At 55.4% G+C, this 25,339-nt stretch carries 29 protein-coding genes; 18 read left to right on the top strand and 11 right to left on the bottom strand.

The genetic code is table 11. The annotated features are described in order from the left end of the window. Window positions 1–39 precede the first annotated feature (39 nt). Entirely contained in the window at window positions 40–1,281 is a 1,242-nt protein-coding gene (locus tag QE270_RS04250) for a hypothetical protein (protein WP_300035675.1), read from the top strand. Window positions 1,282–1,296: 15 nt separating this feature from the next. Here QE270_RS04250 and QE270_RS04255 read toward each other — a convergent pair whose 3' ends face one another. Beyond that, window positions 1,297–1,989, bottom strand: coding sequence for an HAD-IB family phosphatase (locus QE270_RS04255; RefSeq protein WP_300035678.1), 693 nt, complete (start codon window positions 1,987–1,989; stop codon window positions 1,297–1,299). A 2-nt stretch (window positions 1,990–1,991) separates the two neighbouring features. Between QE270_RS04255 and QE270_RS04260 the strand changes: the two genes are divergently transcribed. Further along, window positions 1,992–2,867 carry a nucleotidyltransferase family protein gene (locus QE270_RS04260; protein ID WP_300035681.1) on the top strand — a complete coding sequence of 292 codons (876 nt, stop codon included), beginning with the start codon at window positions 1,992–1,994 and terminating at the stop codon, window positions 2,865–2,867. Here the strand turns inward: QE270_RS04260 and rpoN are convergent, their stop codons facing one another. The 5 genes from rpoN to QE270_RS04285 all read right to left on the bottom strand — a co-directional run bounded on the left by rpoN (window position 2,868) and on the right by QE270_RS04285 (window position 7,100). After that, the gene (rpoN, locus tag QE270_RS04265) at window positions 2,868–4,358 is read right to left on the bottom strand and encodes an RNA polymerase factor sigma-54 (RefSeq protein WP_300035684.1); all 1,491 of its coding nucleotides are present in this window, start codon (window positions 4,356–4,358) and stop codon (window positions 2,868–2,870) included. It lies immediately after the preceding gene. Window positions 4,359–4,387: 29 nt separating this feature from the next. Beyond that, complete coding sequence (gene lptB / locus QE270_RS04270) at window positions 4,388–5,158, bottom strand: LPS export ABC transporter ATP-binding protein (RefSeq protein ID WP_300035687.1); 771 nt, start codon at window positions 5,156–5,158, stop codon at window positions 4,388–4,390. Window positions 5,159–5,286: 128 nt separating this feature from the next. Beyond that, complete coding sequence (locus tag QE270_RS04275; protein WP_300035690.1) at window positions 5,287–5,814, bottom strand: LptA/OstA family protein; 528 nt, start codon at window positions 5,812–5,814, stop codon at window positions 5,287–5,289. 7 nt (window positions 5,815–5,821) lie between these two features. Then, on the bottom strand, window positions 5,822–6,457 hold the full coding sequence (locus QE270_RS04280; protein ID WP_300035693.1) for an LPS export ABC transporter periplasmic protein LptC: 636 nt from the start codon (window positions 6,455–6,457) through the stop codon (window positions 5,822–5,824). A gap of 25 nt (window positions 6,458–6,482) precedes the next feature. Then, window positions 6,483–7,100 (bottom strand): ribonuclease D, encoded by a 618-nt coding sequence (locus QE270_RS04285; RefSeq protein WP_300035696.1) that lies wholly within the window; start codon window positions 7,098–7,100, stop codon window positions 6,483–6,485. 215 nt (window positions 7,101–7,315) lie between these two features. Between QE270_RS04285 and QE270_RS04290 the strand changes: the two genes are divergently transcribed. Continuing rightward, on the top strand, window positions 7,316–8,119 hold the full coding sequence (locus tag QE270_RS04290) for a cold-shock protein (protein ID WP_300035699.1): 804 nt from the start codon (window positions 7,316–7,318) through the stop codon (window positions 8,117–8,119). 70 nt (window positions 8,120–8,189) lie between these two features. Here the strand turns inward: QE270_RS04290 and QE270_RS04295 are convergent, their stop codons facing one another. Next, on the bottom strand, window positions 8,190–8,654 hold the full coding sequence (locus QE270_RS04295) for a DNA starvation/stationary phase protection protein (RefSeq protein WP_300035702.1): 465 nt from the start codon (window positions 8,652–8,654) through the stop codon (window positions 8,190–8,192). A gap of 414 nt (window positions 8,655–9,068) precedes the next feature. Between QE270_RS04295 and rpmG the strand changes: the two genes are divergently transcribed. After that, a complete protein-coding gene (gene rpmG / locus QE270_RS04300) occupies window positions 9,069–9,236 on the top strand; it encodes a 50S ribosomal protein L33 (protein ID WP_125229418.1) in 168 nt (55 codons plus the stop codon). 80 nt (window positions 9,237–9,316) lie between these two features. Here the strand turns inward: rpmG and QE270_RS04305 are convergent, their stop codons facing one another. Then, the gene (locus QE270_RS04305) at window positions 9,317–9,688 is read right to left on the bottom strand and encodes a response regulator (RefSeq protein ID WP_300035772.1); all 372 of its coding nucleotides are present in this window, start codon (window positions 9,686–9,688) and stop codon (window positions 9,317–9,319) included. Between the two features lie 52 nt (window positions 9,689–9,740). Between QE270_RS04305 and QE270_RS04310 the strand changes: the two genes are divergently transcribed. The 12 genes from QE270_RS04310 (at window position 9,741) to QE270_RS04365 (ending at window position 21,304) form a co-directional block, all read left to right on the top strand. After that, window positions 9,741–10,010 carry a DUF3572 family protein gene (locus QE270_RS04310; protein WP_300035705.1) on the top strand — a complete coding sequence of 90 codons (270 nt, stop codon included), beginning with the start codon at window positions 9,741–9,743 and terminating at the stop codon, window positions 10,008–10,010. After that, window positions 10,007–10,663, top strand: a complete 657-nt coding sequence (locus tag QE270_RS04315; RefSeq protein ID WP_300035708.1) for an HAD family hydrolase — start codon at window positions 10,007–10,009, stop codon at window positions 10,661–10,663. Before QE270_RS04310 ends, QE270_RS04315 begins: the two co-directional genes overlap by 4 nt. After that, window positions 10,660–11,124, top strand: coding sequence for a RidA family protein (locus QE270_RS04320; RefSeq protein ID WP_300035711.1), 465 nt, complete (start codon window positions 10,660–10,662; stop codon window positions 11,122–11,124). Before QE270_RS04315 ends, QE270_RS04320 begins: the two co-directional genes overlap by 4 nt. Then, the gene (locus QE270_RS04325) at window positions 11,124–12,257 is read left to right on the top strand and encodes a GNAT family N-acetyltransferase (RefSeq protein WP_300035714.1); all 1,134 of its coding nucleotides are present in this window, start codon (window positions 11,124–11,126) and stop codon (window positions 12,255–12,257) included. Before QE270_RS04320 ends, QE270_RS04325 begins: the two co-directional genes overlap by 1 nt. A gap of 68 nt (window positions 12,258–12,325) precedes the next feature. Beyond that, entirely contained in the window at window positions 12,326–13,537 is a 1,212-nt protein-coding gene (locus QE270_RS04330) for an acyl-CoA dehydrogenase family protein (protein WP_300035717.1), read from the top strand. Between the two features lie 156 nt (window positions 13,538–13,693). After that, window positions 13,694–14,452 (top strand): crotonase/enoyl-CoA hydratase family protein, encoded by a 759-nt coding sequence (locus tag QE270_RS04335; protein WP_300035720.1) that lies wholly within the window; start codon window positions 13,694–13,696, stop codon window positions 14,450–14,452. 33 nt (window positions 14,453–14,485) lie between these two features. Beyond that, a complete protein-coding gene (locus QE270_RS04340) occupies window positions 14,486–16,021 on the top strand; it encodes an acyl-CoA synthetase (protein WP_300035723.1) in 1,536 nt (511 codons plus the stop codon). Between the two features lie 35 nt (window positions 16,022–16,056). After that, the gene (locus QE270_RS04345; RefSeq protein WP_300035726.1) at window positions 16,057–17,478 is read left to right on the top strand and encodes an aldehyde dehydrogenase family protein; all 1,422 of its coding nucleotides are present in this window, start codon (window positions 16,057–16,059) and stop codon (window positions 17,476–17,478) included. A gap of 104 nt (window positions 17,479–17,582) precedes the next feature. Continuing rightward, complete coding sequence (locus tag QE270_RS04350) at window positions 17,583–18,752, top strand: acetyl-CoA C-acetyltransferase (RefSeq protein ID WP_300035729.1); 1,170 nt, start codon at window positions 17,583–17,585, stop codon at window positions 18,750–18,752. A 136-nt stretch (window positions 18,753–18,888) separates the two neighbouring features. Beyond that, window positions 18,889–19,671, top strand: a complete 783-nt coding sequence (locus QE270_RS04355) for an SDR family NAD(P)-dependent oxidoreductase (RefSeq protein WP_300035732.1) — start codon at window positions 18,889–18,891, stop codon at window positions 19,669–19,671. Window positions 19,672–19,765: 94 nt separating this feature from the next. Continuing rightward, window positions 19,766–20,638, top strand: a complete 873-nt coding sequence (locus tag QE270_RS04360; protein ID WP_300035735.1) for a crotonase/enoyl-CoA hydratase family protein — start codon at window positions 19,766–19,768, stop codon at window positions 20,636–20,638. Between the two features lie 27 nt (window positions 20,639–20,665). Beyond that, a complete protein-coding gene (locus tag QE270_RS04365; RefSeq protein ID WP_300035738.1) occupies window positions 20,666–21,304 on the top strand; it encodes a TetR family transcriptional regulator in 639 nt (212 codons plus the stop codon). Window positions 21,305–21,343: 39 nt separating this feature from the next. Here QE270_RS04365 and QE270_RS04370 read toward each other — a convergent pair whose 3' ends face one another. After that, window positions 21,344–22,537 carry a CoA transferase gene (locus QE270_RS04370; RefSeq protein WP_300035741.1) on the bottom strand — a complete coding sequence of 398 codons (1,194 nt, stop codon included), beginning with the start codon at window positions 22,535–22,537 and terminating at the stop codon, window positions 21,344–21,346. A 75-nt stretch (window positions 22,538–22,612) separates the two neighbouring features. Here QE270_RS04370 and QE270_RS04375 point away from each other — a divergent pair, with 75 nt between their 5' ends. After that, a complete protein-coding gene (locus QE270_RS04375) occupies window positions 22,613–24,106 on the top strand; it encodes a hypothetical protein (RefSeq protein ID WP_300035744.1) in 1,494 nt (497 codons plus the stop codon). Window positions 24,107–24,163: 57 nt separating this feature from the next. Further along, window positions 24,164–24,589 carry a hypothetical protein gene (locus QE270_RS04380; RefSeq protein ID WP_300035747.1) on the top strand — a complete coding sequence of 142 codons (426 nt, stop codon included), beginning with the start codon at window positions 24,164–24,166 and terminating at the stop codon, window positions 24,587–24,589. Here the strand turns inward: QE270_RS04380 and QE270_RS04385 are convergent. Together QE270_RS04385 and QE270_RS04390 are read right to left on the bottom strand one after the other, a co-directional pair. Beyond that, window positions 24,586–24,777, bottom strand: a complete 192-nt coding sequence (locus tag QE270_RS04385; protein WP_300035750.1) for a helix-turn-helix transcriptional regulator — start codon at window positions 24,775–24,777, stop codon at window positions 24,586–24,588. The genes QE270_RS04380 and QE270_RS04385 overlap by 4 nt on opposite strands. Further along, entirely contained in the window at window positions 24,774–25,148 is a 375-nt protein-coding gene (locus QE270_RS04390) for a hypothetical protein (protein ID WP_300035753.1), read from the bottom strand. Before QE270_RS04390 ends, QE270_RS04385 begins: the two co-directional genes overlap by 4 nt. Between the last annotated feature and the right edge of the window lie 191 nt (window positions 25,149–25,339).

A 25,339-nucleotide genomic window follows, 5' to 3' on the forward strand; every position in this document is an offset into this window, starting at 1 on the left:
AAGGTCGCCAAACTCTACCACAAGAGATAATGAAAATGCATGATCACGAAGTCGCAACAAAAACGGCCTGACTCAACCGGCAGCGCCCCTGTAGTATTTCTGTTCAATCACGATGCGGGGCATCAGGTGGCGCATCTGGCAGGCATTGCTGGTGTGTTTGCGCTGCAGGAAATTGGGCTTCGTGGGGTCATTGCATTCGGCAGTGAGGCAATCAAGAAAGAGGTGGAGAAACTGCTGTCTTCTGCACAGATTGCGGCGTTGGAGTGGCAATCTCTGGCTCTTCCTAGAATGCTGGACGCGCTGACCAGGGGCCTCAACAAGCTTCTGCCCGTCCACCGTCTCATGCGCTTATACTATCATAGCCGCTTGCTGCGCCAATGCTCTGCTATCATCTCGACGGAGCGCACTTGCCTAACCTTGAAACGTCATTGGTCCAGATTTCGCGGGCATGATCGCAGACCTGCCTTTATCTGTGTTCCGCATGGTTCGGGTGACCGGAGTGTTTCCTTTCATCCAGCGCTTGGGCAATTTGATCTGTTGCTCGTCAGCGGGCAAAAGGTGCAAGACCAATTCATCGACGCAGGCATCGCGACTGCGGACCAATTCCGCATTATCGGCTATGTAAAATTTGACATTTTGCGGGGCCGTGTCCCGGAGGTGTTTTTTGACAACGATAACCCCACCTTCCTGTACAATCCGCACTTTGATCCGCATCTGTCGAGTTGGTTCGACTATGGGACCGACATTTTGGAGTTTTTTTATCAAAATCCGGACCGATACAATCTGATCTTTGCGCCACATGTTATGCTCTTCTACAAAATGGTGCATATTTCGCCCGAATATCGGGTGACCCGCAAACGGCCGGATATTGACCCGAAATATTATAATGCACCGAATATACGGATTGATGTGGATAGCGTGCGTTTGTTCGACATGAGCTACACCTTGTCCGCAGACGCCTATATCGGCGATGTTTCAAGTCAGGTGTATGAGTTTCTCTATCGCCCACGCGCCTGTTTTTTCATTGATACGCATAGCAAAGTCGCTCCAAATGCACCGCCGGAATATGATTTCTGGAACAATGGTCCTGTGGTCAGAAATGCTCAGGAGCTGTTACCTCTGCTCGCGGACTATGCGGCGATCGCGGTTCAATATCGCGACGCCCAAGAACGCAGAATGGCGTATACTGCCAATCAGAGCGACCCGCGTCCAGCATCCGAGCGCGGAGCCGAGGCATTACATATTTATGTCGAAAGCTTAAAGTCCGCGGTCTTGGACTGAGCGACGGCATAGGCGTTACACCTGTGTAACATCCCCCGCGCTGCGAAAATCCATCACGCCCCAATTCGCCTTTGCCGCTGCTGCTGCGAAGTTTTTAGAAGGGTTAACGGCATAAGCTTGATCGGCAAAGTTCAGCGTTGGGCTGTCGCTGATATCGTCGCAGTAGAAGACGATATGCGCTGCCTTGCGATCAATGCTGCATTGCGCAAGCCAGCCTTCAATACGGCGCAGTTTTTCGTCTGCGTAACAATTATCCCCCAATATTCGGTTTGTGAGCTGGCCGTGGGCTGTCATAATGTGACGCGTTGCAATGACGGCCTGAAAGCCCAGAAGGTCGCCGATTGTTTGGGCGTAAAATTCCGGGGCAGCGGTCGCTAAAACCAAAAAGGCGCCGCGATCGCGATCAACACGCAGTTGTGCTACAGCGCCCGGCTGCAACCCCCTTGAGGCAACGTTATCTGCAAACTTCCCGACGACTCTGGTTAATGTGTCGGAGCCAATTTTGCGCCCAATAAATAACTGTATGCCAAATTGTTTTAATGGTTTGCGGCCATAAAGCCCAATACGATATCCGATTAATGCCAGTATCCATAATGGCAGCCCAACCAACCGGATTGGTGACGCGTGCTGGGCATAAAATATCAGAAAATGCGTAAATGTCGGTCGACTGGTGATGGTTTTGTCGAGATCATATATTGCAATATTCATATTTGACCGCCAAGCCCCGCCTCAAGGTACCGCCAGACGCGCTGACGTACCCTCCTGATTTTGTCGCGTTTAGGAGAAGCGAGTTGCAAGCGCAATGGACCTGCATTGTTTTGGCTGGGCAACGGCCCGGGCCTGATATTTTAGCCCAACATTTTGGTCTGGATAAAAAGGCGCTCATACCATTGCGCGGGCAGCCCATGATCAGCCGTGTCGTTCGTACGCTACACAAATCGCCGCATATCGCCAAAATCATCATATTATCTCAGGATATAGAGGCGCTACGTCCGACGATTGATGCGGCGGGCGGGGCCATTTTGGTGGAAAGCCAAAGCAGCATTTCGTTAAGCATAAAGACGCAAGTCGAGACTTTGGGCTTTGCCTCGCCGATTTTGGTGACGACGGCGGATCATCCTTTGTTGACTGCGGAGATGCTTGACGAATTTTTAGACAAAGCCGGTGGCGATCTTGCGGTAGCTATGGTCGAACGCAAAACTATGTTGGCCCAGTTTCCCGATGCAAAACGGACATGGCTTCGTTTTTTGGACGGTGCTTGGTCAGGGGCCAATCTTTTTGCCTTAATGAGCCTTAAGTCGGTCCTTGCGCTCGAATTATGGGCGGCTGCTGAGCAGGACCGCAAGAAAGCATGGCGTCTTTTCCTGCACTTTGGTTTGCACCTCGCGTTACGTGCGCTCACCCGCACCATCGGTCTGCGCCAAGCGTTGGAACGCGCGGGTAAACGGATTGGCTTGGAGGCAAAGCTTGTCGCAATGTCCGACCCAGTGGCGGCGATCGATGTCGATAAGCTGAGCGATCATGTGCTTGCGGAAAAAATACTCACCGAACGTGAAGGTCTCAGCGGACATAATCTCGCCGCCTGATCAGCGCCCCATTTTCCGCTGACGGCGGCGCTGCACCGACGAACCGATGCCCATTGCTTCGCGATATTTGGCGACTGTGCGGCGGGCGATGTTAAAACCCTTTGCCGTCAGCATTTCGACCAAAGTATCATCGGAGAGAATTTTGTCTCCTTCGGCTTCAATCAGTGACTTGATATGGCTTTTCACTGCCTCTGCCGATGCGCCTTCGCCATCGGCAGATTGAACGCCCGATGAAAAGAAATATTTGAGGTCAAACAGCCCGCGCCCGCAGTGCAGATATTTGTTGCTTGTCACCCGGCTTACTGTGGATTCATGCATCTCAATCGCATCGGCCACTTGGCGCAGTGTTAATGGCCGCAAATGCGCGACGCCGCGGCGGAAGAAACCTTCCTGCTGCTTCACGACTTCAGTAGCAACTTTGACGATGGTGCGCTGCCGTTGATCCATGGCCTTGATGAGCCAGTTGGCGTCGGCCATGCAATCGCTGAGCCAGGCTTTAGTGGCTTTGTCCTGCCCAAGCTCTGCCACATAGCTTTGGTTGATGAGCAAGCGGGGCAAGTTTGCGCTGTTCAGTTCAATCGCCCACCCAGCGCCGCGCTGCGTGACATAAATGTCCGGCGTCACCGCTATGCTGTCCTCGCGTTCAAAGCGGCAGCCAGGTTTCGGATCATAACCACGCAGCTCAATAAGCATATCGCGCAAATCCTCGTCATCGACGCGGCACATGCGTTTCAATTGGTCAAAGGCGCCTTTGGCAACCAGATCCAGATTGTCGATCAACCTTGCCATGCAAGGGTCGTAGCGATCCGCCTCCTTTGCCTGTAGCGCAAGGCACTCGGACAGGTTACGTGCGCCCACGCCCGTCGGATCAAAGCGTTGGAGCGCAGCCAGTGCGTTCTCCATTTCCGCCACGGGCGCACCAAGCCGTTGCGCCATTGCCAACAGATCCTCGCCCAAATAGCCAGTCGGTTCGACCTGCTCGATAATCTGCTGCACAAGGAAAAGCTGCCGCCCGGAAAGACTTGATCCGGCCTGCGTTATCAAATGCGCACGCAGACTGAGGTCGCGTGCGGCAAAGCTGTCGAAATCCTGTCCGTCCCCGCCAAAGCCCCCAGACATTGTGTTACCCAACAGGCCAAGCACTCCGTCAGAACCGCCCGCGCTGTCAGAGGGCGTGTCATGATGGAAGGTTTCGGCGCTGAAATCGACATCAAGCGCCTCGGACGCGTCATGGCGATCATTACCCAGACCGTCGTCGCTTGAACGTTCGGCGGTTTCGGGGCCGCTTAATTCCGGGTGTTCGCCGAGAGGCATTTCAGGCGCGGGGTCGCTGCTGCCGGCCGCAAGTACAGGGTTGCGCTCGACCTCTTCGGCAATGAAAGCTTCAATCTCGAGCGAAGACAAGGCCAGCAGTTTAATTGCCTGCTGCAGCTGCGGCGTCATGACCAGCGACTGGCTTTGGCGAAGGTCGAGGCGCGGAGCTAAGGCCATGACGTTATGGGTGTATCACTGCCCCCAAGTCACATTGCAAAACTCTCGCCCAGATACAGGCGGCGGACATTCGGGTCGGCAACCAATGCCTCTGGCGATCCTGCAAACAGAACCTGGCCGCCGTAAATGATGCAGGCGCGATCAACAATGTCGAGCGTTTCGCGGACATTGTGATCGGTGATGAGAACGCCAATGCCGCGCGTTTTAAGTTCCTTCACCAAATCGCGGATGTCGGAAATGGAAATTGGGTCGATACCGGCAAAAGGCTCGTCCAGCAGCATGATCGACGGGTTTGCAGCCAATGCACGTGCAATCTCGCAGCGTCGCCGTTCACCGCCCGACAAGGCCATGGCAGGCGCACTCCGCAAACGGGTAAGGCCGAATTCGTCAAGCAGCTTTTCCAACCGCTCGCCGCGCGAGTCGGCATCGGGTTCCGACATTTCCAGAACCGCGCTGATATTCTGTTCTACCGTCATCCCGCGGAAAATGGATGTTTCCTGAGGCAAATATCCAAGCCCTAATATGGCACGGCGATACATCGGCAAGTTGGTGATATCGGCGCCATCAAGGGTAATCCGTCCACTGTCCGGTTTTACCAGACCCATGATCGAATAAAAGCATGTGGTTTTGCCTGCGCCATTGGGTCCAAGCAGGCCAACAACCTCACCCTTCGCCACCGACAGCGAAACATCGGTCAAAACCGCACGCTTATCATAGCTTTTGGCAATGGAGACAACGCCAAGGCCCGACTGCAAACCCGGATCGGTGGTCGCATCCGCAGCAGGGAGGGTGGCAGTCATGCTATCCATATTCAATATTCGCCCGCAATCATGCTTTTGGTTTCGGTCCGATAGCTAGTGAATAGCGAAGCAATTTGCAATTGGCATGCTTCATGCTGCGCCGTTTTAGTTACTGCGTAGGCTCAAACTTAATTTTTGCGCTGCGGGACGCTAAAGCTACCCGTGACTCTGCCACCGGAATTTGTGGTGCCAGGTAAGCCGCCGCCGTTTATGGTCGATCGGCCGGAGTTGAGATCAATGACCAGTCGTCCACCGGTGAGACGGTTGCTACCTTGCACGAGGTTCACGTTTCCGATCAGCGTGATCAGGCTCGAGTCGAGGTCATAAATGGCTGAACTGCTCGTGGCGCGAAGATCATCTTTGGTGACCGTGACACCGCCGGTTGCATCGAGGCGGTTCACATCAACGCCGCCATTGCTGGAATAAGCGGCCGTGACGCGGCTTGCTTTCAGCGTAAGCCCAGCTTGAATGGCAGTTACGCCGCCCGATAACACAACGCGGTCCGCGCGGTCCTGCAACTCCATTGATGCGGCGGAAAAATCGACGGGCGCGTTGCTGTTGTGGTTACGGATGCTTTGCGCAGTCGATGCTGAGGACAGCATACTGATACCAGCGATAGCGGCACACAAGCCAACGGAGATAGAACGGGCAGTCATGAGCAACTCACTTAATCGCATTCTGGTCGATACGCAAACGAACCCCGCCATCCAAACGAACAATGCGGGTGTCGAGATCCGCACGCAGATGCCCCGCGTGGAAGGTACCGACCTTTGTGCGTCCGCTCACGGGACCATAGCTTTGCATCGAAAGGTCTTTTAACGACAGCACGACATTGCTTGCGACCATGTCATATCCAGCCGAGTCGACAGCCAATGGACCGTTCACGCGCATGGTTTCTTTATTGAAGTCGTACACACCGCGCTGAGCGATTATCGAGGCTGGGCCATCGCTCAGCGTAATCCTGCCCGACAATGAAGTTATGTCCAGTAGCGGTTCGGCTGAGGTTTTCTGCACGGCGCTGCCGGCGCGCAATGAAAACGGGCGGCCCTTGCTGTCATCACCGCGATATAATGCCTCGACCACACGCAGCCGTTCGCGGGACAGATCAACTTCATCCTTGTTCAGCACGAAGCTGAGTTCCTGCTTGCCAGTAAAGGGACTGAACGCCAACAATGCGACCAGCAAACCTATGATGCTGGGCAGGACGACACGTAGCGTTCTAATAAGCCGATCTTGTTGCCCGCCGGGCAGCGCCCAGTTTTGCCTTTGCGTGCGTTCGAGATCGGCTTGTGCGGACATTATAGATGCCTAACCAGATTGAACCTTAGCTGTGCCCGAATATGTCGACTTCAGGCCAGCCTGCAAGATCAAGGTCCGCGCGGTGGGGCAGGAAGTCAAAACATGCTTGAGCCAATTTTGTGCGGCCTTCACGTTCAAGGCGAGTGACAAATTCGGCATGCAAGCGGTGCAGATAGCGCACATCGCTTGCGGCATAATCCTTCTGCGCTTCGGAAAGAACTGGGCCACCCCAATCACTCGACTGTTGTTGTTTGGAAATGTCTGTGCCGAGCATTTCCTTCACCAGCTCTTTTAAACCGTGGCGGTCGGTGTATGTGCGTGTCAGGCGCGAGGCGATCTTGGTGCAGAACAAGGGTGTCGCGACGACATTCAAATAATGCGAAATCGCGGCCAGATCGAATCGGGCATAATGAAACAGTTTTACGCGTGCCGGGTCGGCAAGAACGGCGCGTAAATTGGGCGCGCTATAATCACTGTCCCGTCCGAAACGGATAAGGTGCTCATCGCCGCGGCCATCGGAAATCTGCAACAAGCACAGCCTATCGCGCGCGGTAATCAAGCCCATCGTTTCGGTGTCAACGGCGACTGGACCTTCGGCTAAAATGCCAGCAGGCAAGTCTTCTTCATGCAAATATACGCTCATGCATGTCCCTTGCCCGACAGTGTTGTCTAAGGCAAATGAAAGTGCAGCTTTGGCACAGCGATTTTGCGCCGCAATATTTGCTATCGCGCAACCTTTTAATGCGATATAAGTGGTTCTTGCGGAATCATCGACGATTGCGCTTGTGACGTGCAGTACAGTTGCCCTCGACTGCATAACATAGTGGAACAGGGCGCTGAGAAGGCAAGTAAGAAGTTATGGGTTTTGATCGCAAGCGTGCTGGCAAGGGCCGGGACAAAAGAGACGGTTTCGGTGATGAAAGCTACGACGGCTATCGTGCACCAGCCCCCCATCAAAGTGATTTTGGCGGCGGCCGTTCAGGCGGCGGCGGATATGGTGGCGGTAACAGCGGCGGTGGAGCTGGCGGCGGAAGCGGCTTTGGTGCCCCGCGTCGTGGTCCCAGTGGTCCCCCGATGCCTGCGCAAGTCATCGGTTCCGGCAAGGGGATTGTCAAATTTTTCAATGGCCAAAAAGGTTTTGGCTTCATTCAGGTAGACGGTCGTCCAGACGACGTTTTCGTGCACATCAGTGCTGTTGAGCAGGCCGGTCTGTCTGGGCTTGCAGAAGGCCAGCCGCTTGAATTCCAACTTGTGGAACGTGGCGGCAAGGTGTCGGCTACTGATCTTGTCATCGACGGTGAGCCAATGGCAGTGACCGAACGGGAACCGCGTCCTGACCGTCCAGCCTTTGACCGTGACCGCGCCCCGCGCGGTGATGATCGGGGAGGTTTCCGTGGCGGTGATCGTGATTCGGCACCACGAGGCCCGCAGCGCGAATCGATTGGCGAACGCGCCAATGGAACCGTGAAGTTCTTCAACGACATGAAGGGTTTTGGGTTTGTGCAGCGTGACGATGGCGGCGAAGATGTGTTCGTGCACATCTCTGCGCTTGAGCGTTCGGGCATGGGGCAAGTGACTCAAGGCGACCGTTTGGCCTTTGACATCGAAATCGATCGTCGTGGCAAATATTCAGCAACGAACCTGAGCACGCTTTCCGAATAAGCGCGCGCTAGAATTTCAAAAAGTCGGGTGAAGCAAAGCGCTTCGCCCGCCTTTTTATTTCTGGCCCTTTTTATGCCTCGCCGATCGTCGCGGCCAAGAACCAAGCGCGCTGCTCGGCTTGGTCAGTCCAATCATCCAGCAAGCCATCGGTCGCATTGTCACCAGCTTGGTCAGCAAGGGCCTTTGCGTCCTTCAGCGCCCTTATCAGCATCTCATTATCAGCATGCAATGCTTTCAGCATCTGGGCCGCATCGGTGGTAGTCGAATCATGGTCCTTGATCCGCTGCTTTGTTGCAATAGAACCAATCGAGGTTAGCGTATCCTGACCCAGCTTGCGGACGCGATCGGCGACAAGGTCAGTGGTGGCAATCAACTCGGTCGCCTGTTCGTCAAACAGCAAGTGATATTCGCGAAAATGGGGGCCAGTTACGTGCCAATGAAAATTCTTCGTCTTCAAATATAGCGCGTAATAATCGGCCAGAAGGCCATTTAATGCGTCGGCTAATGCCTTTTTGCTATTGTCACCAGCCGCCATAAAATCATTCCTTTTGTGTGGGGGGAAGCTCACATATGGGAATGAAATGCCGTTTTTCAAATCGATGGACTTTAAGAAGTAACCTATCAATTTGCCTGCGCCTTAAAAGATATAAACCAATCCGGTGGACAACTGCACTTAGCGCCCCCGGATTTAGCTGGCGATGATCGACCGAATCAAAATATGATATTCATGATCAAATGCCATGGCAACGTGGTGGCGAAGCAGCGTCAATCACGAGCCTGCACTCGGCTCAACGCGATGGATGTTGGAATATTGGCATGGTTTAGCGTGCCATTCCTGCTTATGGGCTTGACTTTCTGCGCGCGAATCCGCATTGGCGCGGATCTGTGAACCGCGCAGATTTTCACCTGCGCAGTTTTTTTCGGTATTTTTTGAACAAAGGAATGGGCCATGGCGAAGCCAGCCACGATCAAGATCAAGCTGCTCAGCACCGCTGACACGGGCTTCTTTTACGTGACCAAGAAAAATCCGCGCAACATCACCGAAAAGATGACGTTCCGCAAATATGACCCCGTCGTGCGCAAGCATGTCGAGTTCAAGGAAGCCAAAATCAAGTAAGCTAAAAGCTACTTGAAGGTTAATCGATCAGGGCGCTTCGGGCGCCCTTTTTGATTCTTGCTGTGCAGTCCTGGGCGTTGTTAATACCCCCCAATAATCCCCTGCACCGACTCCAAAAACTTCATCATGGACACGGGCTTCGACAAACATCCCTTTGCGCCAGCAGCAACGATTCGATCTTCGTCGCCTTTTCCGGCGTAGGCGGTGACCGCAAGGACCGGAATGGAGGACAATCTAGCGTCCTTTTGCATGGCCTGTATCAAGTCGACGCCACTGACATGGGGCAATTGAATGTCCATAATGACAAGGTCGGGGGCAAATATGTGGGCTTGATCAAGCGCCAACCTTCCATCGCGCAGGCCTTGAACTTCAAACTGATGCGCCTGTAAAAGGTCGGTGAACAACTTGAGGTTGAGTTCATTGTCCTCAACAATCATCACCTTTTTACACATTGCCACATTTTCCCGCTTTGCGTTCGCGAAGTCCATGGCTTAAGCGAAAGCCATGGATGAAACAAACGACAAGTTAGACGCATCGGGTATCGCTTTCCAGGCATTGGTGTGGGCGCTGATGGAAGAATCGCGGGCAGAACGACTGTTGTCGCTCACGGGACTTACGCCGGAGGGTTTGCGCAGTAGCGTGATGGAGCGCAGCACACAGGCTGCGATCCTGTCATTTTTGGAGGCGTATGAGCCTGATCTGATTGCTTGCGCAGCGGTCATCGGCGTTTCGCCGGTTGTATTGGTGCAAGCGCGGCAGGCGCTGGAACCATGAGCGTCACCGGTTCTCGACCACTTCTCATTTCCGATTGCGACGAAGTGCTGCTGCACATGATCGTTCCGTTTCGTGACTGGTTGGATGAGGCGCATCACATCCATTTCGACCTTGTCCATGGCGACTGGGGAGAGGCGCTGCGTCATAAGCATGACGGCACCATCGTCGAGCGCGGTCAGGTGTGGGAGTTGCTCAACGGATTTTTTGATACCGAAATGCACCGGCAACAGGCGATTGACGGGGCGGTAGACAGCCTTAACCGGCTGCGTGAGCATGCCGACGTGGTCATCCTTACCAACCTTCTGGATCACCGCGCAGGGCCTCGTACAGAGCAACTGAGGGCCGTTGGCATCGACGCGCCAGTTTATTGCAATCAAGGCGGCAAGGGTGAAGCGCTTGGTCGGATACTCGACGAGTATAAACCGAGCGTTGCCGTGTTCGTTGATGATCTTGGGCATCAGCATGAATCGGTCGGCGAACATTATCCCGACGTGTGGCGTCTGCATTTCGTGGGCGAGCCATTGCTATGGGAACGCGTCAATCCATCGAAGGCTGCGCACGCAAGGCTTAACCGATGGGCGGACGCCGAAGTTTGGATCAGGGATAAGCTGGTTGCGAACATGCCAGCGCCCGCATTGGAAAAGGTAGTATGATGATTGAAGCAAAACTGGCTGAACTAGGCATTACACTGCCGCAACCTGCGGCGCCTGTGGCATCCTATGTGCCTGCAGTGGAAGCAAACGGCATGTTGTTCATTTCTGGCCAATTGCCCTTTGTTGACGGTAAGGTTTTAACCGGCCGCGTTGGTGACACCTGCAATCTTGAAGATGCCAAGGTCGCCGCCAAGGCGTGCGGGATCATGCTGATCGCGCAGATGAAGGCCGCGTTGGGCGGTGACCTTGATCGTGTTGAGCGGATCGTCAAACTGGGCGTTTTTATCGCGTCCGAACCCGACTTCACCGATCAACCCGAAGCTGCAAACGGCGCCTCCGACCTTATGGAGGCAGTGTTCGGCGATGCGGGTAAACATGCACGCGCCGCTGTGTCGGTGCCGGCCTTGCCACGCAACGCTGCGGTTGAAATCGACTGCGTTGTACAGGTGCGCGCCGCTTAATGACAGACGGCGTAACCGCCGAACTTTTAAGCAAGGTCAGTGATATATCCGCTAAACAATGGGATGCACTGAACCCGCAGGGCAATCCGTTTGTCAGCCACGCGTTTTTGTCGGCCCTTGAACAATCGGGGAGTGTTGGTCCAGGAACTGGCTGGTCGCCATCCCCTGTCATTATTCGCGATGCGGAGGGTGTTCCAGCAGCGGCGCTTCCCGCCTATTTTAAAACGCACAGCCAAGGCGAATATGTGTTTGACCATCACTGGGCTGATGCGTTTCATCGGGCCGGCGGGCAATATTATCCCAAGCTGCAAATCGCCGCGCCATTCTCGCCCGTGCCGGGGCCACGTCTTCTGTTGCGTGACGAGGCGATGGCGTTGCCCATCTTGCGGGCCGCCGAAGCCGTGGTTGACCAGAACGGCTTATCGTCCGCACATGCCACTTTTGTCGAGCAAGGCGAGCTAGCGCTGTTCCGCGAAGCCGGCTGGTTGACCCGGGTGGGAACGCAATTTCATTGGCAGAACCGCGATTATGCCGACTTCGAAAGTTTCCTTGGTGCGTTATCGTCGCGCAAGCGCAAGGCCATCCGCAAAGAACGCGCCGGTGCACAGGCAGCCGTCCGCATACAACAGATTGCCGGCGCAGACATTACGCCTGAACATTGGGACGCGTTCTGGATCTTTTATCAAGACACCGGCGCGCGTAAATGGGGAGCGCCCTATCTAAAGCGCGCGTTTTTCGACATCATTGGCGACAGCATGCGCGACAGCATTGTCCTGTTCTTGGCCTATGATCAGGACGGCCCGATTGCAGGCGCGCTGAATTTTGTCGGGCCGGATTGCCTTTACGGTCGCTATTGGGGCTGCACCCGCGATGTGCCATTTTTACACTTCGAACTGTGCTATTATCAGGCGATTGATTACGCCATCGCACATGGCCTAAACCGCGTTGAAGCAGGTGCGCAGGGCGAACATAAATTGGCGCGGGGGTACGAGGCTGTGCCTACCTATTCCGCGCACTACATTGCCAACGAAAGCTTTCGGAGTGCTGTCGCCGACTTTCTGGAACGTGAAACGCAAGCGATGGAGCGCGAGATTGAATTTTTGGGCGACATGGCGCCTTTTAAGAAGGGCTGAAGCCTGTCAAACGGCTCTTGCAATCCTCTTTTTAATCGCGCACTTAAATGGCCAGAGAGGAATCATGTATGAGCACACCAAGCCCGCAGGAACTTGACGCATTTGAAAAGCAGTGCGACGCGTGGTTCGCCGAAAACACCGTCCGCGACCCCGGCTTCATGTTGCCGCTGACCTTTATGGAAGTGTCGACGGATCAGCAGTTTGATTTCCTGCGCGACTGGCAGCGCAAGGTATATGAGGCGGGCTATTTCGGTATGTCCTGGCCAACCGAATATGGCGGCTATGGCATGCATCCCGAATATCAGCGTATCGCCACGCGAGTCATGAAAAGCCATGATGCGCCGATCATGCTCAACGCGATTGCGAACGGCTGGACCGGACCATTGCTGCTTGATATCGGCCGTGAGGAAGACAAACGCCGCTTCATCAAGCCAATGCTGTCTGCTGAAGAAATCTGGTGCCAGGGCTTTTCGGAGCCTGAGCATGGCTCGGACCTCGGCAGCGCGCAGACCAAGGCTGTGCGTGATGGCGATGAATATGTCATCAACGGCTCCAAAATCTGGACTTCCTTGGGTGACCGCGCTGATTATATGATCCTGCTTGCACGGACATCAAATGATGGGCCAAGCAAATATGCGGGCCTCAGCTTTTTCCTCGCGCCGATGAAGGTGCCGGGTATCGAAACCCGGCGTTTGAAGAAACTCACGGGTGAATATGGCTTCACCCAATGCTTTTTCACCGACGCGCGTATTCCGGCATCGGGCCTCGTCGGCGAAGAAGGGCAAGGCTGGATGGTCGCAATGAAGACGCTGGAATATGAGCGCGGTGCCAAGGTTAATCCGGTCGGTGGCTATTTCGTCAAGGAAATGGACGTCATGGGTGTGGTCGACATGGCGCGTTCCGCCAAGCGCGGCGGCAAGCCAGTGCTGGATGACCCCGTCATGCGCGATAAATTGGTCGACTATATGATAGAGATTCAGGCGCTGAACCTCAACAACCAGCGCCGCCGCATGGCCCCGCTGACCAGCGACCGTCCAATGGGCCTTGCCCTGATGAACAAGTTAGCGCGGACCGAGCTGGTGCGTGAGCTGACTGAATTCTCTCTGCAGTTCCAAGGCACGCGCGCGGGCTATTATGTTGGCGATGAAAATGCCGTCGATGATGGCTATTGGCACCGGTCGTATCTCAACAGCTTTTCTGCCACCATTGGCGGCGGCACGAGCCAGATCCAGAAGAATATCATTGGTGAGCATGTGCTTGGCCTACCCAAGGGGCGTTAGGTAAGCTTCATGTTTCATTCCCGCGAAAGTGGGGAACGAAGTGACCGCGAGGTCAATCCATGGCCTGACTGCTTCACACGAAGCAACGGTGCGTAGACTTTAAGATTTGACCATGGCTGCCCGCTTCCACGGGTATGGCGATACAAGAGGAATAAAATGTCCGAAGTTCTAACCCAAGCCGAAAACGGCGTCCTGATCATCACCATCAACCGGCCCGAGGCAAAGAATGCGGTCAATCAAGCGGTCGCGCAAGGTATAGCTGCGGCTATGGAGCAACTTGATAGCGATAAAAGTCTAAATGCCGGCATCATCACTGGCGCGGGCGGTACATTCTGCTCAGGCATGGACTTGAAGGCGTTTTTGCGCGGTGAACTGCCAAGTGTTAAGGGCAAGGGCTTCGCGGGATTTATCGAATCTCCGCCCGCCAAACCTTTGATAGGCGCCGTTGAGGGCTATGCGCTCGCGGGGGGCATGGAAATCGCAATTGCCTGCGACCTGTTGGTAGCAAATGACAAGGCGCAGTTCGGTATTCCCGAAGTGAAGCGCAGCCTTGTCGCCGCAGCTGGCGGTTTGCTGACTTTGCCGTCGATCATCGGCAAGCGTATGGCGATGGAGCTTGCGCTAACGGGTGATTTCATCTCGGCACAGCGGGCATATGAGGTGGGTTTTGTAAACCGCGTTACCGAAGGCGCTGCTATTGATGCCGCGCTTGAGCTGGCAGCCAAGGTTGCCGCGAACGGACCGCTGGCATTGATTGCAACTAAGCGCGTGATCAACGAGCGCCCTGATTGGACGTCTGCGGAAATGTGGAAGAAGCAGAGCGAGATATCCGGACCAGTGCTCACATCGAAGGACGCGCGTGAAGGCGCTATGGCCTTTGCAGAAAAACGCAAACCGAACTGGCAGGGCGAATGATCGCCGCACTCAAAATGTTGGAGGAGTAGAATAATGGGTCACCCCGCCGTCCACGCCGCCGCCAATCCGGACAAACCCGCCGTCATCATGGCGGGTTCGGGTGAGATAATCACATATGGTGCGCTTGAGGCGCGGTCGAACCAGTGCGCGCATTTGTTTCGCGCGCTTGGTCTTCAACATGGAGACACGGTGGCATTTTGCCTCGAAAACCGCGCCGAGTTTTTCGATCTGGTTTGGGGCGCGCAACGGGCAGGGCTGGTTTACGTTGCGATCAGTTGCCGGCTGACCGCATCCGAAATTGATTATATTCTCAACGACAGCGGAGCGAAGGCGCTGTTTGCATCGCCCTATTTAGGCGCGACGCTCGGCCAGTTGGAAAGCGCGGTAAAGCCTTACATTTTGGGCGGCGAACATGCGGGTTGGGAAAGCTACGCTGCTGCCGTGGCCGATTTGCCGACATCGCCGATCGCCGATGAGCGTGCTGGCACGGACATGCTTTACAGCTCAGGCACTACGGGCCAGCCAAAGGGCGTGCGCTTCCCGCTGCCTGAGGATCCGGACATTGCCGGTGCCTATGCGTTGTCCGGGCTTGCCATGATGGCGTTTAAATTCTCTGGCGATAGCATCTATTTGTCGCCAGCGCCGCTGTATCACGCCGCGCCCTTGCGGTGGTGCGCGGTGGTGCACAGGCTTGGCGGCACAGTCGTGGTCATGGAGAAGTTTGATCCCCAAGCTGCTTTGGCCGCAATTGAAACGTACAAGATCACTGCTAGCCAATGGGTCCCGACGCATTTTGCGCGGATGCTTAAGCTCCCCGAAGACGTGCGTATGAAATATGACGTGTCGAGCCTGAATACCGCCGTCCATGCGGCCGCGCCATGTCCTGTTCCCATCAAGGACGCGATGATTGCATGGTGGGGCCCCGTGCTGCGCGAATATTATGCGGGTACCGAGGGGCAAGGAATAACCTTCATCTCCAGCGAAGAATGGCTGACGCATAAGGGATCGGTCGGTCGGCCGCTGAACGCGATTATGCACATTTGTAACGAGGACGGGGATAATGTGCCGGTTGGCCAAGAAGGCACCGTATTCTTCGAAAGCGCGGCGTCGTTCAGCTACCATAATGATCCTGAAAAAACCAAAGGCGCCACCAACAAGCATGGCTGGACAACGCTTGGCGACGTTGGTCGCATGGATGAAGAGGGCTATTTGTACCTCACCGACCGCAAAAGCTTCATGATCATTTCAGGCGGGGTGAACGTTTATCCGCAGGAGATTGAAAACCATCTGGTGACACACCCCCGCGTCCGTGACGTTGCCGTTATCGGCGGTCCGCATGACGAAATGGGCGAAGAGGTCATCGCTGTCGTGCAGCCATTGGATATGGTCGACGCTGGCGATGCATTGCGCGACGAACTCACCGCCTTTGCCCGCGAAAAGCTGTCAGGTATTAAAATTCCCCGCCGGATCGATTTTCGCGAAGAGCTTCCACGCCACGATACCGGCAAACTTTACAAACGCCTGCTGCGCGATGAATATTGGTCGAAGCAGGACAAGCCATCAACTTAAGGCTATAACGCCACAGACTCATCAGGAGATGGACAATGACCACGCAGTATAAAAATCTGATCAACGGCGAACTGGTTGATAACGGCCAATGGATTGATGTTGTAAACCCCGCGACGGAGCAGGTTATTGGACAAGTGCCGGATTGCGGTCAGGCAGATTTGGATAAGGCCGTGGCCGCCGCGCGCGCCGCATTCCAGACTTGGAAAAAGACCAGCGTCGAGGAACGTCGCGCATTATTTGCGAAAATGGCGGACGTGATCAAGGCGAACAGCGATGAGCTGATGCGTTTGTTGACCGCAGAACAGGGCAAGCCGCACATGCAGGCGGGCAGCGAAATCGCTGGCTGCGTCGGCATGACACGCGCGTTGCCGATGCTGAACCTTGAAGAGAAGATCACCGAGGATAGCGATAAGCGCCTCAGCCGCACGCGCCGCGTGCCCGTTGGCGTGGTTGGCGGCATTGTGCCATGGAACTTCCCTGTATTGATGGCGATCCAGAAGATCGTCCCCGCCTTATTGTCGGGCTGCACCATGGTGTTGAAGCCATCGCCGTTCACACCGCTGGCAACATTACGCTTGGCCGAGCTGGTTGCTGGCGTATTCCCGCCGGGCGTGCTGAACATCATCACGGGTGGTGACGCGCTTGGACCATTGCTGACCGCGCATCCAGATATCGACAAAATCACCTTCACAGGTTCAACCGCCACCGGCAAACGTGTCATGGAGTCGGCGTCGAAGGATCTGAAACGAATCACACTTGAACTTGGCGGTAATGACGCAGCGATTGTTTTGCCGGATGCCGATGTCGGTAAGGTCGCCGAAAAGCTGTTCTGGGCAAGCTTCTACAATGCAGGCCAAGTCTGCATCGCCGCCAAGCGCATCTACATCCACGAAGATATCTATGACGAATTATCAGGCGCGATTGCGGCTTATGCCAAAGCGGTTAAGGTCGGCGACGGCGCCGAGCAAGGCACAGCAATTGGACCTATCCAGAACAAGCTGCAGTATAAGCGGGTGCTTGAGCTGATTCAGGATGCCAAGGACAAGGGCTATAAGTTCCTCGCCGGCGGCGACCACGACCCGTCGATCCCAGGCTATTTCGTGCCCGTTACCGTGCTCGACAACCCACCAGAAGATGCGCGGATTGTGGCTGAGGAACAGTTTGGCCCAGTCATGCCGTTGATGAAGTTTTCGACAATCAACGAAGTCATTAGCCGCGCGAATGCTTCGGATTACGGTCTTGCAGGGTCGATTTGGACCAGCAACCCCGAGGCTGCGGTTGAAGTCGCCGAGCAGTTGGAAACCGGAACGGTGTGGATCAATGAGTCCATGCATCTTGCCCCCAACGCCCCTTTTGCCGGACATAAGCAGTCAGGCTTTGGTGCCGAATTAGGTGAAGAAGGCTTGCTTGAATTCACCTATCCGCAAGTGATCACAATCGCGCGCGAAGCGGCGTAACGAAAAATACCTCCCCATCGATCAAAGATGGGGAGGTTATTCCGGCCTTGACTCTCCCCTTTCAAAGTTTAATCGATTGATTAAATTTTGAAAGGGGAGAGATTATGGCAGACGCCTATATTGTGGATGCGGTCCGTACCGCTGGTGGCCGTCGCGGTGGCAAGCTTGCAGGTGTGCATCCGGTTGATTTGGGCGCTGCTGTTTTGGATGCGATTGCGGACCGTAATGATTTTGATCCTGCGGTGATCGAAGACGTCATCATGGGTTGCGTCATGCAAGGTGGGGAACAAGCGGGCGACGTCGGCCGCAACATCGTGCTTGCCTCGCGCCTGCCAAACTCCATCCCATCGGTCAGCATCGACCGTCAGTGCGGCTCTTCCCAGCAATCGATGATGTTCGCAGCACAAGGCGTGATGTCGGGCACGCAGGATATCGTGCTGGCTGCTGGCATTGAAAGTATGACACGCGTGCCGATGGGTTCGACGTCCATGCTGTTCAAAAAAGAAGGCATGGGCACATATAAAAGCCCGCGTTTGGAAGAAGCCTATCCCGGCATCATGTTCAGCCAATTCATGGGTGCAGAAATGCTCGTGAAGAAATATGGCTTTACCCGCGAAGACCTGGACCAGTTCGCGCTTGAATCGCATCAAAAAGCTATCGCCGCGACGCAAAGCGGTGCCTTTGCCAATGAAATCGTGGGTATGGAAGTCGACACCCCAGAGGGCAAGAGCGTCCACAACAGCGACGAAGGTATCCGTTACGACGCGACCTTCGAAAGCCTTTCAGGCGTTAAGCTGCTTCAGGAGGGCGGCTCCATCACTGCTGCCAATGCCAGCCAGATTTGCGATGGTGCGTCGGCGGTTCTGATCGTGTCTGAAAAGGCATTGAAAGAACATGGCCTGACCCCGCGCGCGCGCATCGTGAACTTGACCGTGACGGCGGGTGACCCAGTGATCATGCTGGAGGAACCATTGTTTGCAACCGACCGTGCGTTTCAGCGTTCGGGCATGAAAATTTCGGACATCGACCTTTATGAAGTGAACGAAGCCTTCGCGCCCGTGCCTTTGGCTTGGTTGAAGCATATTGGTGGTGATCGGTCGAAGATCAATGTCCATGGCGGTGCGATTGCGTTGGGCCATCCGTTGGGCGCATCGGGTACGAAGCTCATGGCGACGCTGCTGAACGCGCTTGAAGCACGTGGCGACCGTTATGGCCTGCAAACCATGTGCGAAGGCGGCGGTCAGGCGAACGTTACGATTATCGAGCGGGTTTAACGCGCGACCGCCCACTAGAGTCACCCTGGAGCCAGAGGCGTGCAGAGCACAACTTGTTTCAGGGTCTTATTTTTACCGTCTAAAGTAAGATGCTGAAACGAGTTCAGCATGACGGTCCAAACGATTAGGAGTGTTTATGAAACTGGATTCAACAGTCGCAGCAGTCGTTACGGGCGGCGCATCTGGCCTTGGCGAAGCAACCGCGCGGGCGCTCGCCGCCAAAGGCGTGAAGGTCGCGATATTCGATCTACAAGCCGACAAGGGTGAAGCACTGGCCGCTGAAATTGGCGGCGTGTTCTGCAACGTCAACGTCACCAGCGATGAAAGCGTCGATGCTGGCTTTGCCAAAGCGCGCGCGGCGCATGGTCAGGAACGGATTTTAGTCAACTGCGCTGGCACGGGCAACGCGGTCAAAACCGCTAGCCGTTCGAAGGAAGACGGTTCGATCAAGCATTTCCCGCTCGATGCGTTTGATCGGATTATCCAGATCAACTTGGTCGGGACATTCCGCTGCATCGCCAAGTCGGCAGCTGGCATGCTTACGCTTGAGCCGATGGAAGATGGCGAGCGTGGCGCGATGGTTAACACGGCGTCGGTTGCGGCCGAAGACGGCCAGATGGGCCAAGCTGCATATTCGGCATCAAAGGGAGGCATTGTGGGCATGACTTTGCCTATCGCCCGCGACCTGATGAGCGAGGGCATTCGCGTCAACACCATCCTGCCCGGTATCTTCAACACGCCATTGATGAATGGTGCACCTCAAGCCGTTAAAGACGGGCTTGCCGCATCAGTGCCATTCCCCAAGCGCCTTGGTCACCCGCATGAATTTGCGCAAGTTGCCATGACGATGATCGAGTGCGGATATTTCAATGGCGAAGACGTGCGCATTGACGGCGCAATCCGGATGGCGCCACGGTAACTGAAAGCGATTATGAGACTTAACCGAAGCCCTAAGTTGCATCCGCTAGACGGCTGCCGCTCAGGGCTTCGCTTTTATTGCGAGGCGCGTTCTTATGACTGAGTTCACCCAAATCCAATATGATGTTGATGACGGCATCGCGACGGTTACGATGCACCGTCCGGAAAAGATGAATACATTCACCAACGTCATGATGCGTGAAATGTGTGCTGCATTTGATTTGGTGGACGCCGACGACGATGTGCGCGCTGTCATCGTAACCGGGTCGGGCGACCGAGCCTTTTGCGCAGGGGCGGACCTTACGCCCGATGCGGGCGGCGATGTATTCGCTAGCAGATCTCAAGTCGGATCACTGTCCGATGAGCGTGTCCGCGATTCGGGTGGGCGGCTGACGTTGCGGATATTCCAGTGCACAAAACCCGTTATCGGGGCAATCAACGGCGCGGCAGTGGGCATTGGCGCAACGATGCAATTGCCGATGGATTTCCGTTTGGCGAGCGACACGGCGCGCTTCGGTTTTGTCTTTGCGCGACGCGGCATTGTGCCTGAGGCGGCTTCGAGCTGGTTCCTGCCGCGCTTGGTCGGCATGCAACAGGCTTTGGAATGGTGTATGACCGGGCGTGTGTTCAATGCTGCCGAGGCCTTAAACGGTGGTCTCGTCCGCTCGGTTCACGCACCGACTGAATTGTTGGCAGCAGCGCGGGCTTTGGCACGCGAGATTGCGGACAACACCGCGCCAGTGTCTATTGCGCTGACCCGCGCAATGCTGTGGCGGTTGTCAGCGGCGGACCACCCCATGGCAGCACACCAAATCGACAGCCGCGCAATCTATCGCCGTTCACGATCTGGCGATGCGAAGGAGGGTATAGCGAGCTTTCTTGAAAAGCGGAGCCCCGTCTACCCCGACAAAGTTTCCACAGATTTACCTGACTTCTTCCCATGGTGGGACGAACCTGTTTATAAGTAACCCTACGTAAAGGGGAGCAGAACACCGATGGCTACAACAGGACCAAAGCTAGCAAGCGTTTCAGCCGACGGTAATAATGCGCGCGATCAATTGATCGAAGCAGCAAGCCAGATCATGCGCGAAGGTGAGACGATTGACCTGTCGCTATCCGAACTGTCGTTGCGCGCCGGCCTGAATAGCGCGCTAGTCAAATATTATTTTGGCAATAAAAACGGCCTCATGCTCGCGTTGCTTGACCGTGACATGGGCAATATCGTGCAGAGCCTTGGCGCGTTGATCGCAAAAGACATTCCGCCCGCCGACAAATTGCGGATCCATATTGGCGCGGTAATCGACACTTATTATGCGTTTCCATATCTCAACCGCCTGTTGATGCGGATGGTCCGCGACAGCGCCCCTGCGGAAGCGGCGCGGATAGCGGATTTGTACTTAAAGCCGATTTCGAAGGCGTATGATACACTCATTACCGAGGGCGTGAAGGCGAGAAAGTTCCGCAAAACCGACCCCCAATTCTTCTACTTCACCGTGACGGGCGCGGCCGACCGCTTTTATTCCTCACGACTGGTGCTGCAGCATTGCTATAATCAGGACGGTTTTGACGATAATATGCGCGATGCCTATCGTGAGCACACCATTGACCTCATCATGCGCGGGTTGTTGGTTTAGGCGGACGGAACCTACCGTTGCGGCCGGATTGCCTTCCGATCACATCCCCAACGCCGCCCTAATTTCATCGCCATCGGCATCCAGCATCGGCGGATGCGCATAGTGGGACACAGGCGTTCTGGCATAATGGACGGGATGCTTCATCGATCGATAGGTGCCGATCTCCGGCGATTCCAATTCCTCGAAAAAGCCCACATCGGCCAAATGCGGATCGGTGAGCACATCGGCCATTCGGTTATACTTCATCGCCGGAATGTCATGCTCCGCCAATAGGTCAAGCCATTCGGCGGTTATCCGCGTCGCGCTGACTTCCTCGATCAAGGCATATAGCTCACCTGTATGCTTGGTGCGTTCCTGATAGGTTGAAAAGCGCGGGTCATCGAAGACATTGGGCCTGCCCCCCAATTCGAAGAACGTTGCCCATTGCCGGTCATTATAGGGAACAATCGCAATAAAGCTGTCCTTGGTAGGATAGGGCCGGCGGCGCGGGTTTACCGACCGCGTATAGCCCATGCGGCCATTACCGGGGACGAAGGTTTCACCCCAAAGATTTTCCACCATGTTGAACCAGGTGAAGCATTCGAACATCGGCACTTGGACAAATTGGCCGCCCTGTCCGCCTGCCCGGCCAAGCAACGCCGCCAAGGTTGCATTGGCCGCGAACAGGCCGCTGACCTTGTCGGCGACAAGGCTTGGGGAATAAGTGGGCCGTCCGCCATCGCGCTGCGCGCTTAACGCTGCAAAGCCTGATGCAGCTTGAATAAGGTCATCATAGGCTTGTCGTTCGCCATAGGCACCGCCTGCACCAAAGCCAGCGCAGTGGACGTAGACGATATTAGGATTGATCGCCTTCACTGCCTCATAACCAAAGCCAAGCCGCTCGACACCCGCCATGCGGACATTGTGGATGAATACATCAGCGTCTTCCAACAACGCTGCGAGCACGGCTTTATCTTCAGGTTTTTTAATGTTCAGGTTGATGGCTTTTTTGTTGCGGTTGAGCGCGGTGAATATCGGCCCGTGCTGCTTGGTCGGCGAATCGCCGCCATGGCGCATCAGGTCGCCCGGCGTATTGCCCTCGCTGTTTTCGATCTTGATGACCTCAGCGCCCAAATCGGCCAATTGCACCGTCGCATAAGGCCCAAGCACAACCGTGGCCATGTCGACGACCTTAATGCCCTTCAACGGCCCGGTTGGTTCTTTGTACCATGTCAGTTTCGGCCATTTCGCCATTTGCGCTCTCCTTATCTCTTGCATCGACTGCTAGCATATTTAAGCGTGCAGTTAAGAGATAATCGGGAGTGAAGAATGGTCAATTTTGATGCGAGCGCGCCAGTGATCATTGGCGTGGGTGAGGCAAGCCGGAAAACCGTCGCGGGCGAATGGCCGGCTCCACGTGAATTGGCCGGAGCTGCCATTAAGGTTGCCCTCGCCGACACCGGGCAGCGTGATGCGGTTGCCGCCGCGATCGACACCATCACGGCGATCCGCACCTTTGAGGACAGCGGACTGAGCCTTGGCACGGGATCGCCGGATAATGCGCCTGAAGCATTTGGCGCGGCAGGTGGGATCAGCGCGGCGCGGCTAATCTACGCAGATGTCGGCGGACAAAGCCCGCAAGCGATGGTGAATGAACTGGCCGGCGATATCCGGCGGGGGGCTTGCGATATGGCCGTGTTGGTCGCGGCAGAAGCCACAGGCACTGCCAAGCGCGCACGCAAGGCGGGCGTGACCCTGGACTGGAGCGTGGTTTCCGAAACATCGTTTGACAACCGGCTGTCGACTTTCCCGATATTGAGCCGCACCGAAATCCGCCATGGCATCATTTCGATGCCGCTTGCCTACAGCCTGATTGAAAATGCGCGCCGGATTGGCTTAGGGTTGGATAGCGACGCATATGCGCGGGAGATGGCGGCGTTATGGTCTGCCTTTTCTGCAAAAGCCGAAAAGCGGCTCCACGCGCAATTCTCCGGCTTTCGTTCGCCTGAAGCCATGCAGAGCGACAACAATGACAACTATCCGCTGACGGACATCTACCGCCGCTGGCATGTGGCGCAGGACGCAGTCGATTTGGGCAGTGCAATCATCTTGACGAGCGCGGGCAAGGCGCGCGAACTGGGCGTGCCGCAAGCTAAATGGGTCTGGCTGGCAGGCGCTGCTGGAGCGGCCGAACCGCCCTTGTCCGAGCGTGCGGTCATTCACCGTTCCGCCGCCCTTGATTTTGCGATCCCCGCCGCGTTGGATCAAGCAGGGCTTGCGGCCACAGACCTTGGCCCAGTCGACATTTATAGCTGCTTTCCCTGCGCCGTATTCGCGGCGGTCGACAGCATGCAAGACGCATCGCGGGCACTTGGCGATTATACGCTGACGGGCGGGCTCACTTTCTTCGGCGGCCCCGGCAATGGCTTTGCTATGTATAACATCGCCGCGATGGTGGATGCCTTGCGGCAGGATGGTTCAAAACCTGCGATGGTAACCGCCAATGGCGGCGTGATGTCCAAACAAGCCGTGGGTATCTACACCGCAACGCAGCCGCGTATCGCGTGGTCCGGCGATGTGGCGAAGGGCTATGCTCCCACAGCAATCGCGCTTGATGATGCGCCGGAGGGCAAGGCGCGGGTTCTGAGCTTTGTCCGCCCAGCGGGTAAGGACGGGTTTGGTCCGGCGACGGTTCTGCTGGAGTTAGAGCACGGCGCGCGGGCGATGGCGGTGATCGATTGTCCGGTGGATGCCGACCTTGGCAACGCGGTCGTTCACGTCACCCCGGGCGAAAAACGGCATATTGCGGCACTAATTGGATAATCTAAGGTTCATCCGTCGACACTTATGCTATGCAGCCATTGGAACCGGAGAAAATCGATGCACATTGCCAAATTGGCCCTCTTTGCCTTTCCTTTGACACTATTGGCGGCGTGCGGACAAGTGGACAGCACGCCAAAGCCGCTGACCGAGAAACAGACCGCAGTCTTGATGAAAGAACTGAGCGGCAAGGTCGCGGGCACGCCGGTAAATTGCATTAGCGATTTTAACGCCACCAACACCATCCGCGTCAGCGACGATATCCTACTTTACCGTGTTTCAGGCCGCTTGGTGTACCAAAACAAACTACGGCCCGCCTGCAGCGGCTTGGCGCGTGACGATGACATCATCGTGTCCGAACAATTTGGCAGCCAAAAATGCAAAGGCGACATCATCCGTCTGGTGGACCGGACCAGCGGCATGACCGGTGGCGTTTGCAGCTTGGGCGACTTCGTGCCTTATCGTTGGGAAAAGACCTCGGATTAATTGCGCAAGAATATCGCCTCGATAGGCAAAGCAAACAGATCAGAAATGCGGAACGCGAGTGGCAATGACGGGTCGTATTTGCCCGTTTCAATCGCGTTTACTGACTGGCGCGAAACGCCCAATGCATCGGCCAGATGCTGCTGGCTCCAATCGCATTCGGCGCGCAGGACTTTGAGACGGTTTTTCATGCTTTCCAGCGTGCAAAAGGACCAGCCACTCCAAGCATGGCAAACCAGATTGCACCCATCCATTCCGGACCGCTCGCCACAACATCGTAGACGGCAAGAAATTGCCATACTGTTACGGTTACCAGCGTTAACGCCGTTGCCAGCAGCGTCTGTTTGGCAAATAAAAGCCGTTGATATTCATCATCTATTTCGACCAGCAGCCGAAATATTGCCCAAAATACCCCGATTATTGGAAGTGCGGAGATGAGGGCTAGCCCAATAAGCGTGGCTTGCGAATGTTCGGTGCTACCGCGTGCGAAGGTGAGGCTACTGGTCAGGATCAGCATATAAGATGCCATGAACAGCAGCACCCTGACAGTATATCGCCGCATGTAGGGTGCAAGGTTGTTCCAAGAAGTCAAGTCAAGTTACCTTTTTAATAAGACAAGCTTCCTTTACTATAATTTCTTTTAATGTCAAGTAACCTCTCCATTGTGTTGTTGTCGCCGCCCACAGACTGCCATTTCTGCACACTTGCGACTTCGCCTTTGGACTGGCAAAGGGACGCTTCCTAACGACGTTG

This window comes from Sphingorhabdus sp., from assembly GCF_029865925.1.
In the GTDB taxonomy this organism is placed as follows: Bacteria; Pseudomonadota; Alphaproteobacteria; order Sphingomonadales; family Sphingomonadaceae; genus Sphingorhabdus_B.

What these genes read in the sequence shown, in the direction of transcription:
- QE270_RS04310 (WP_300035705.1), top strand. Translation starts at nt 9,741, where the DNA reads ATGGATGAAACAAACGACAAGTTAGACGCATCGGGTATCGCTTTCCAG.
- rpmG (WP_125229418.1), top strand. Translation starts at nt 9,069, where the DNA reads ATGGCGAAGCCAGCCACGATCAAGATCAAGCTGCTCAGCACCGCTGAC.
- QE270_RS04370 (WP_300035741.1), bottom strand. Translation starts at nt 22,537, where the DNA reads ATGGCGAAATGGCCGAAACTGACATGGTACAAAGAACCAACCGGGCCG.
- QE270_RS04350 (WP_300035729.1), top strand. Translation starts at nt 17,583, where the DNA reads ATGGCAGACGCCTATATTGTGGATGCGGTCCGTACCGCTGGTGGCCGT.
- QE270_RS04335 (WP_300035720.1), top strand. Translation starts at nt 13,694, where the DNA reads ATGTCCGAAGTTCTAACCCAAGCCGAAAACGGCGTCCTGATCATCACC.
- QE270_RS04295 (WP_300035702.1), bottom strand. Translation starts at nt 8,654, where the DNA reads ATGGCGGCTGGTGACAATAGCAAAAAGGCATTAGCCGACGCATTAAAT.
- QE270_RS04330 (WP_300035717.1), top strand. Translation starts at nt 12,326, where the DNA reads ATGAGCACACCAAGCCCGCAGGAACTTGACGCATTTGAAAAGCAGTGC.
- QE270_RS04375 (WP_300035744.1), top strand. Translation starts at nt 22,613, where the DNA reads ATGGTCAATTTTGATGCGAGCGCGCCAGTGATCATTGGCGTGGGTGAG.
- lptB (WP_300035687.1), bottom strand. Translation starts at nt 5,158, where the DNA reads ATGACTGCCACCCTCCCTGCTGCGGATGCGACCACCGATCCGGGTTTG.
- QE270_RS04290 (WP_300035699.1), top strand. Translation starts at nt 7,316, where the DNA reads ATGGGTTTTGATCGCAAGCGTGCTGGCAAGGGCCGGGACAAAAGAGAC.
- QE270_RS04355 (WP_300035732.1), top strand. Translation starts at nt 18,889, where the DNA reads ATGAAACTGGATTCAACAGTCGCAGCAGTCGTTACGGGCGGCGCATCT.
- QE270_RS04345 (WP_300035726.1), top strand. Translation starts at nt 16,057, where the DNA reads ATGACCACGCAGTATAAAAATCTGATCAACGGCGAACTGGTTGATAAC.
- QE270_RS04380 (WP_300035747.1), top strand. Translation starts at nt 24,164, where the DNA reads ATGCACATTGCCAAATTGGCCCTCTTTGCCTTTCCTTTGACACTATTG.
- QE270_RS04385 (WP_300035750.1), bottom strand. Translation starts at nt 24,777, where the DNA reads ATGAAAAACCGTCTCAAAGTCCTGCGCGCCGAATGCGATTGGAGCCAG.
- QE270_RS04250 (WP_300035675.1), top strand. Translation starts at nt 40, where the DNA reads ATGATCACGAAGTCGCAACAAAAACGGCCTGACTCAACCGGCAGCGCC.
- QE270_RS04305 (WP_300035772.1), bottom strand. Translation starts at nt 9,688, where the DNA reads ATGTGTAAAAAGGTGATGATTGTTGAGGACAATGAACTCAACCTCAAG.
- QE270_RS04280 (WP_300035693.1), bottom strand. Translation starts at nt 6,457, where the DNA reads ATGTCCGCACAAGCCGATCTCGAACGCACGCAAAGGCAAAACTGGGCG.
- rpoN (WP_300035684.1), bottom strand. Translation starts at nt 4,358, where the DNA reads ATGGCCTTAGCTCCGCGCCTCGACCTTCGCCAAAGCCAGTCGCTGGTC.
- QE270_RS04340 (WP_300035723.1), top strand. Translation starts at nt 14,486, where the DNA reads ATGGGTCACCCCGCCGTCCACGCCGCCGCCAATCCGGACAAACCCGCC.
- QE270_RS04320 (WP_300035711.1), top strand. Translation starts at nt 10,660, where the DNA reads ATGATGATTGAAGCAAAACTGGCTGAACTAGGCATTACACTGCCGCAA.
- QE270_RS04325 (WP_300035714.1), top strand. Translation starts at nt 11,124, where the DNA reads ATGACAGACGGCGTAACCGCCGAACTTTTAAGCAAGGTCAGTGATATA.
- QE270_RS04255 (WP_300035678.1), bottom strand. Translation starts at nt 1,989, where the DNA reads ATGAATATTGCAATATATGATCTCGACAAAACCATCACCAGTCGACCG.
- QE270_RS04315 (WP_300035708.1), top strand. Translation starts at nt 10,007, where the DNA reads ATGAGCGTCACCGGTTCTCGACCACTTCTCATTTCCGATTGCGACGAA.
- QE270_RS04285 (WP_300035696.1), bottom strand. Translation starts at nt 7,100, where the DNA reads ATGAGCGTATATTTGCATGAAGAAGACTTGCCTGCTGGCATTTTAGCC.
- QE270_RS04390 (WP_300035753.1), bottom strand. Translation starts at nt 25,148, where the DNA reads ATGCGGCGATATACTGTCAGGGTGCTGCTGTTCATGGCATCTTATATG.
- QE270_RS04360 (WP_300035735.1), top strand. Translation starts at nt 19,766, where the DNA reads ATGACTGAGTTCACCCAAATCCAATATGATGTTGATGACGGCATCGCG.
- QE270_RS04365 (WP_300035738.1), top strand. Translation starts at nt 20,666, where the DNA reads ATGGCTACAACAGGACCAAAGCTAGCAAGCGTTTCAGCCGACGGTAAT.
- QE270_RS04275 (WP_300035690.1), bottom strand. Translation starts at nt 5,814, where the DNA reads ATGACTGCCCGTTCTATCTCCGTTGGCTTGTGTGCCGCTATCGCTGGT.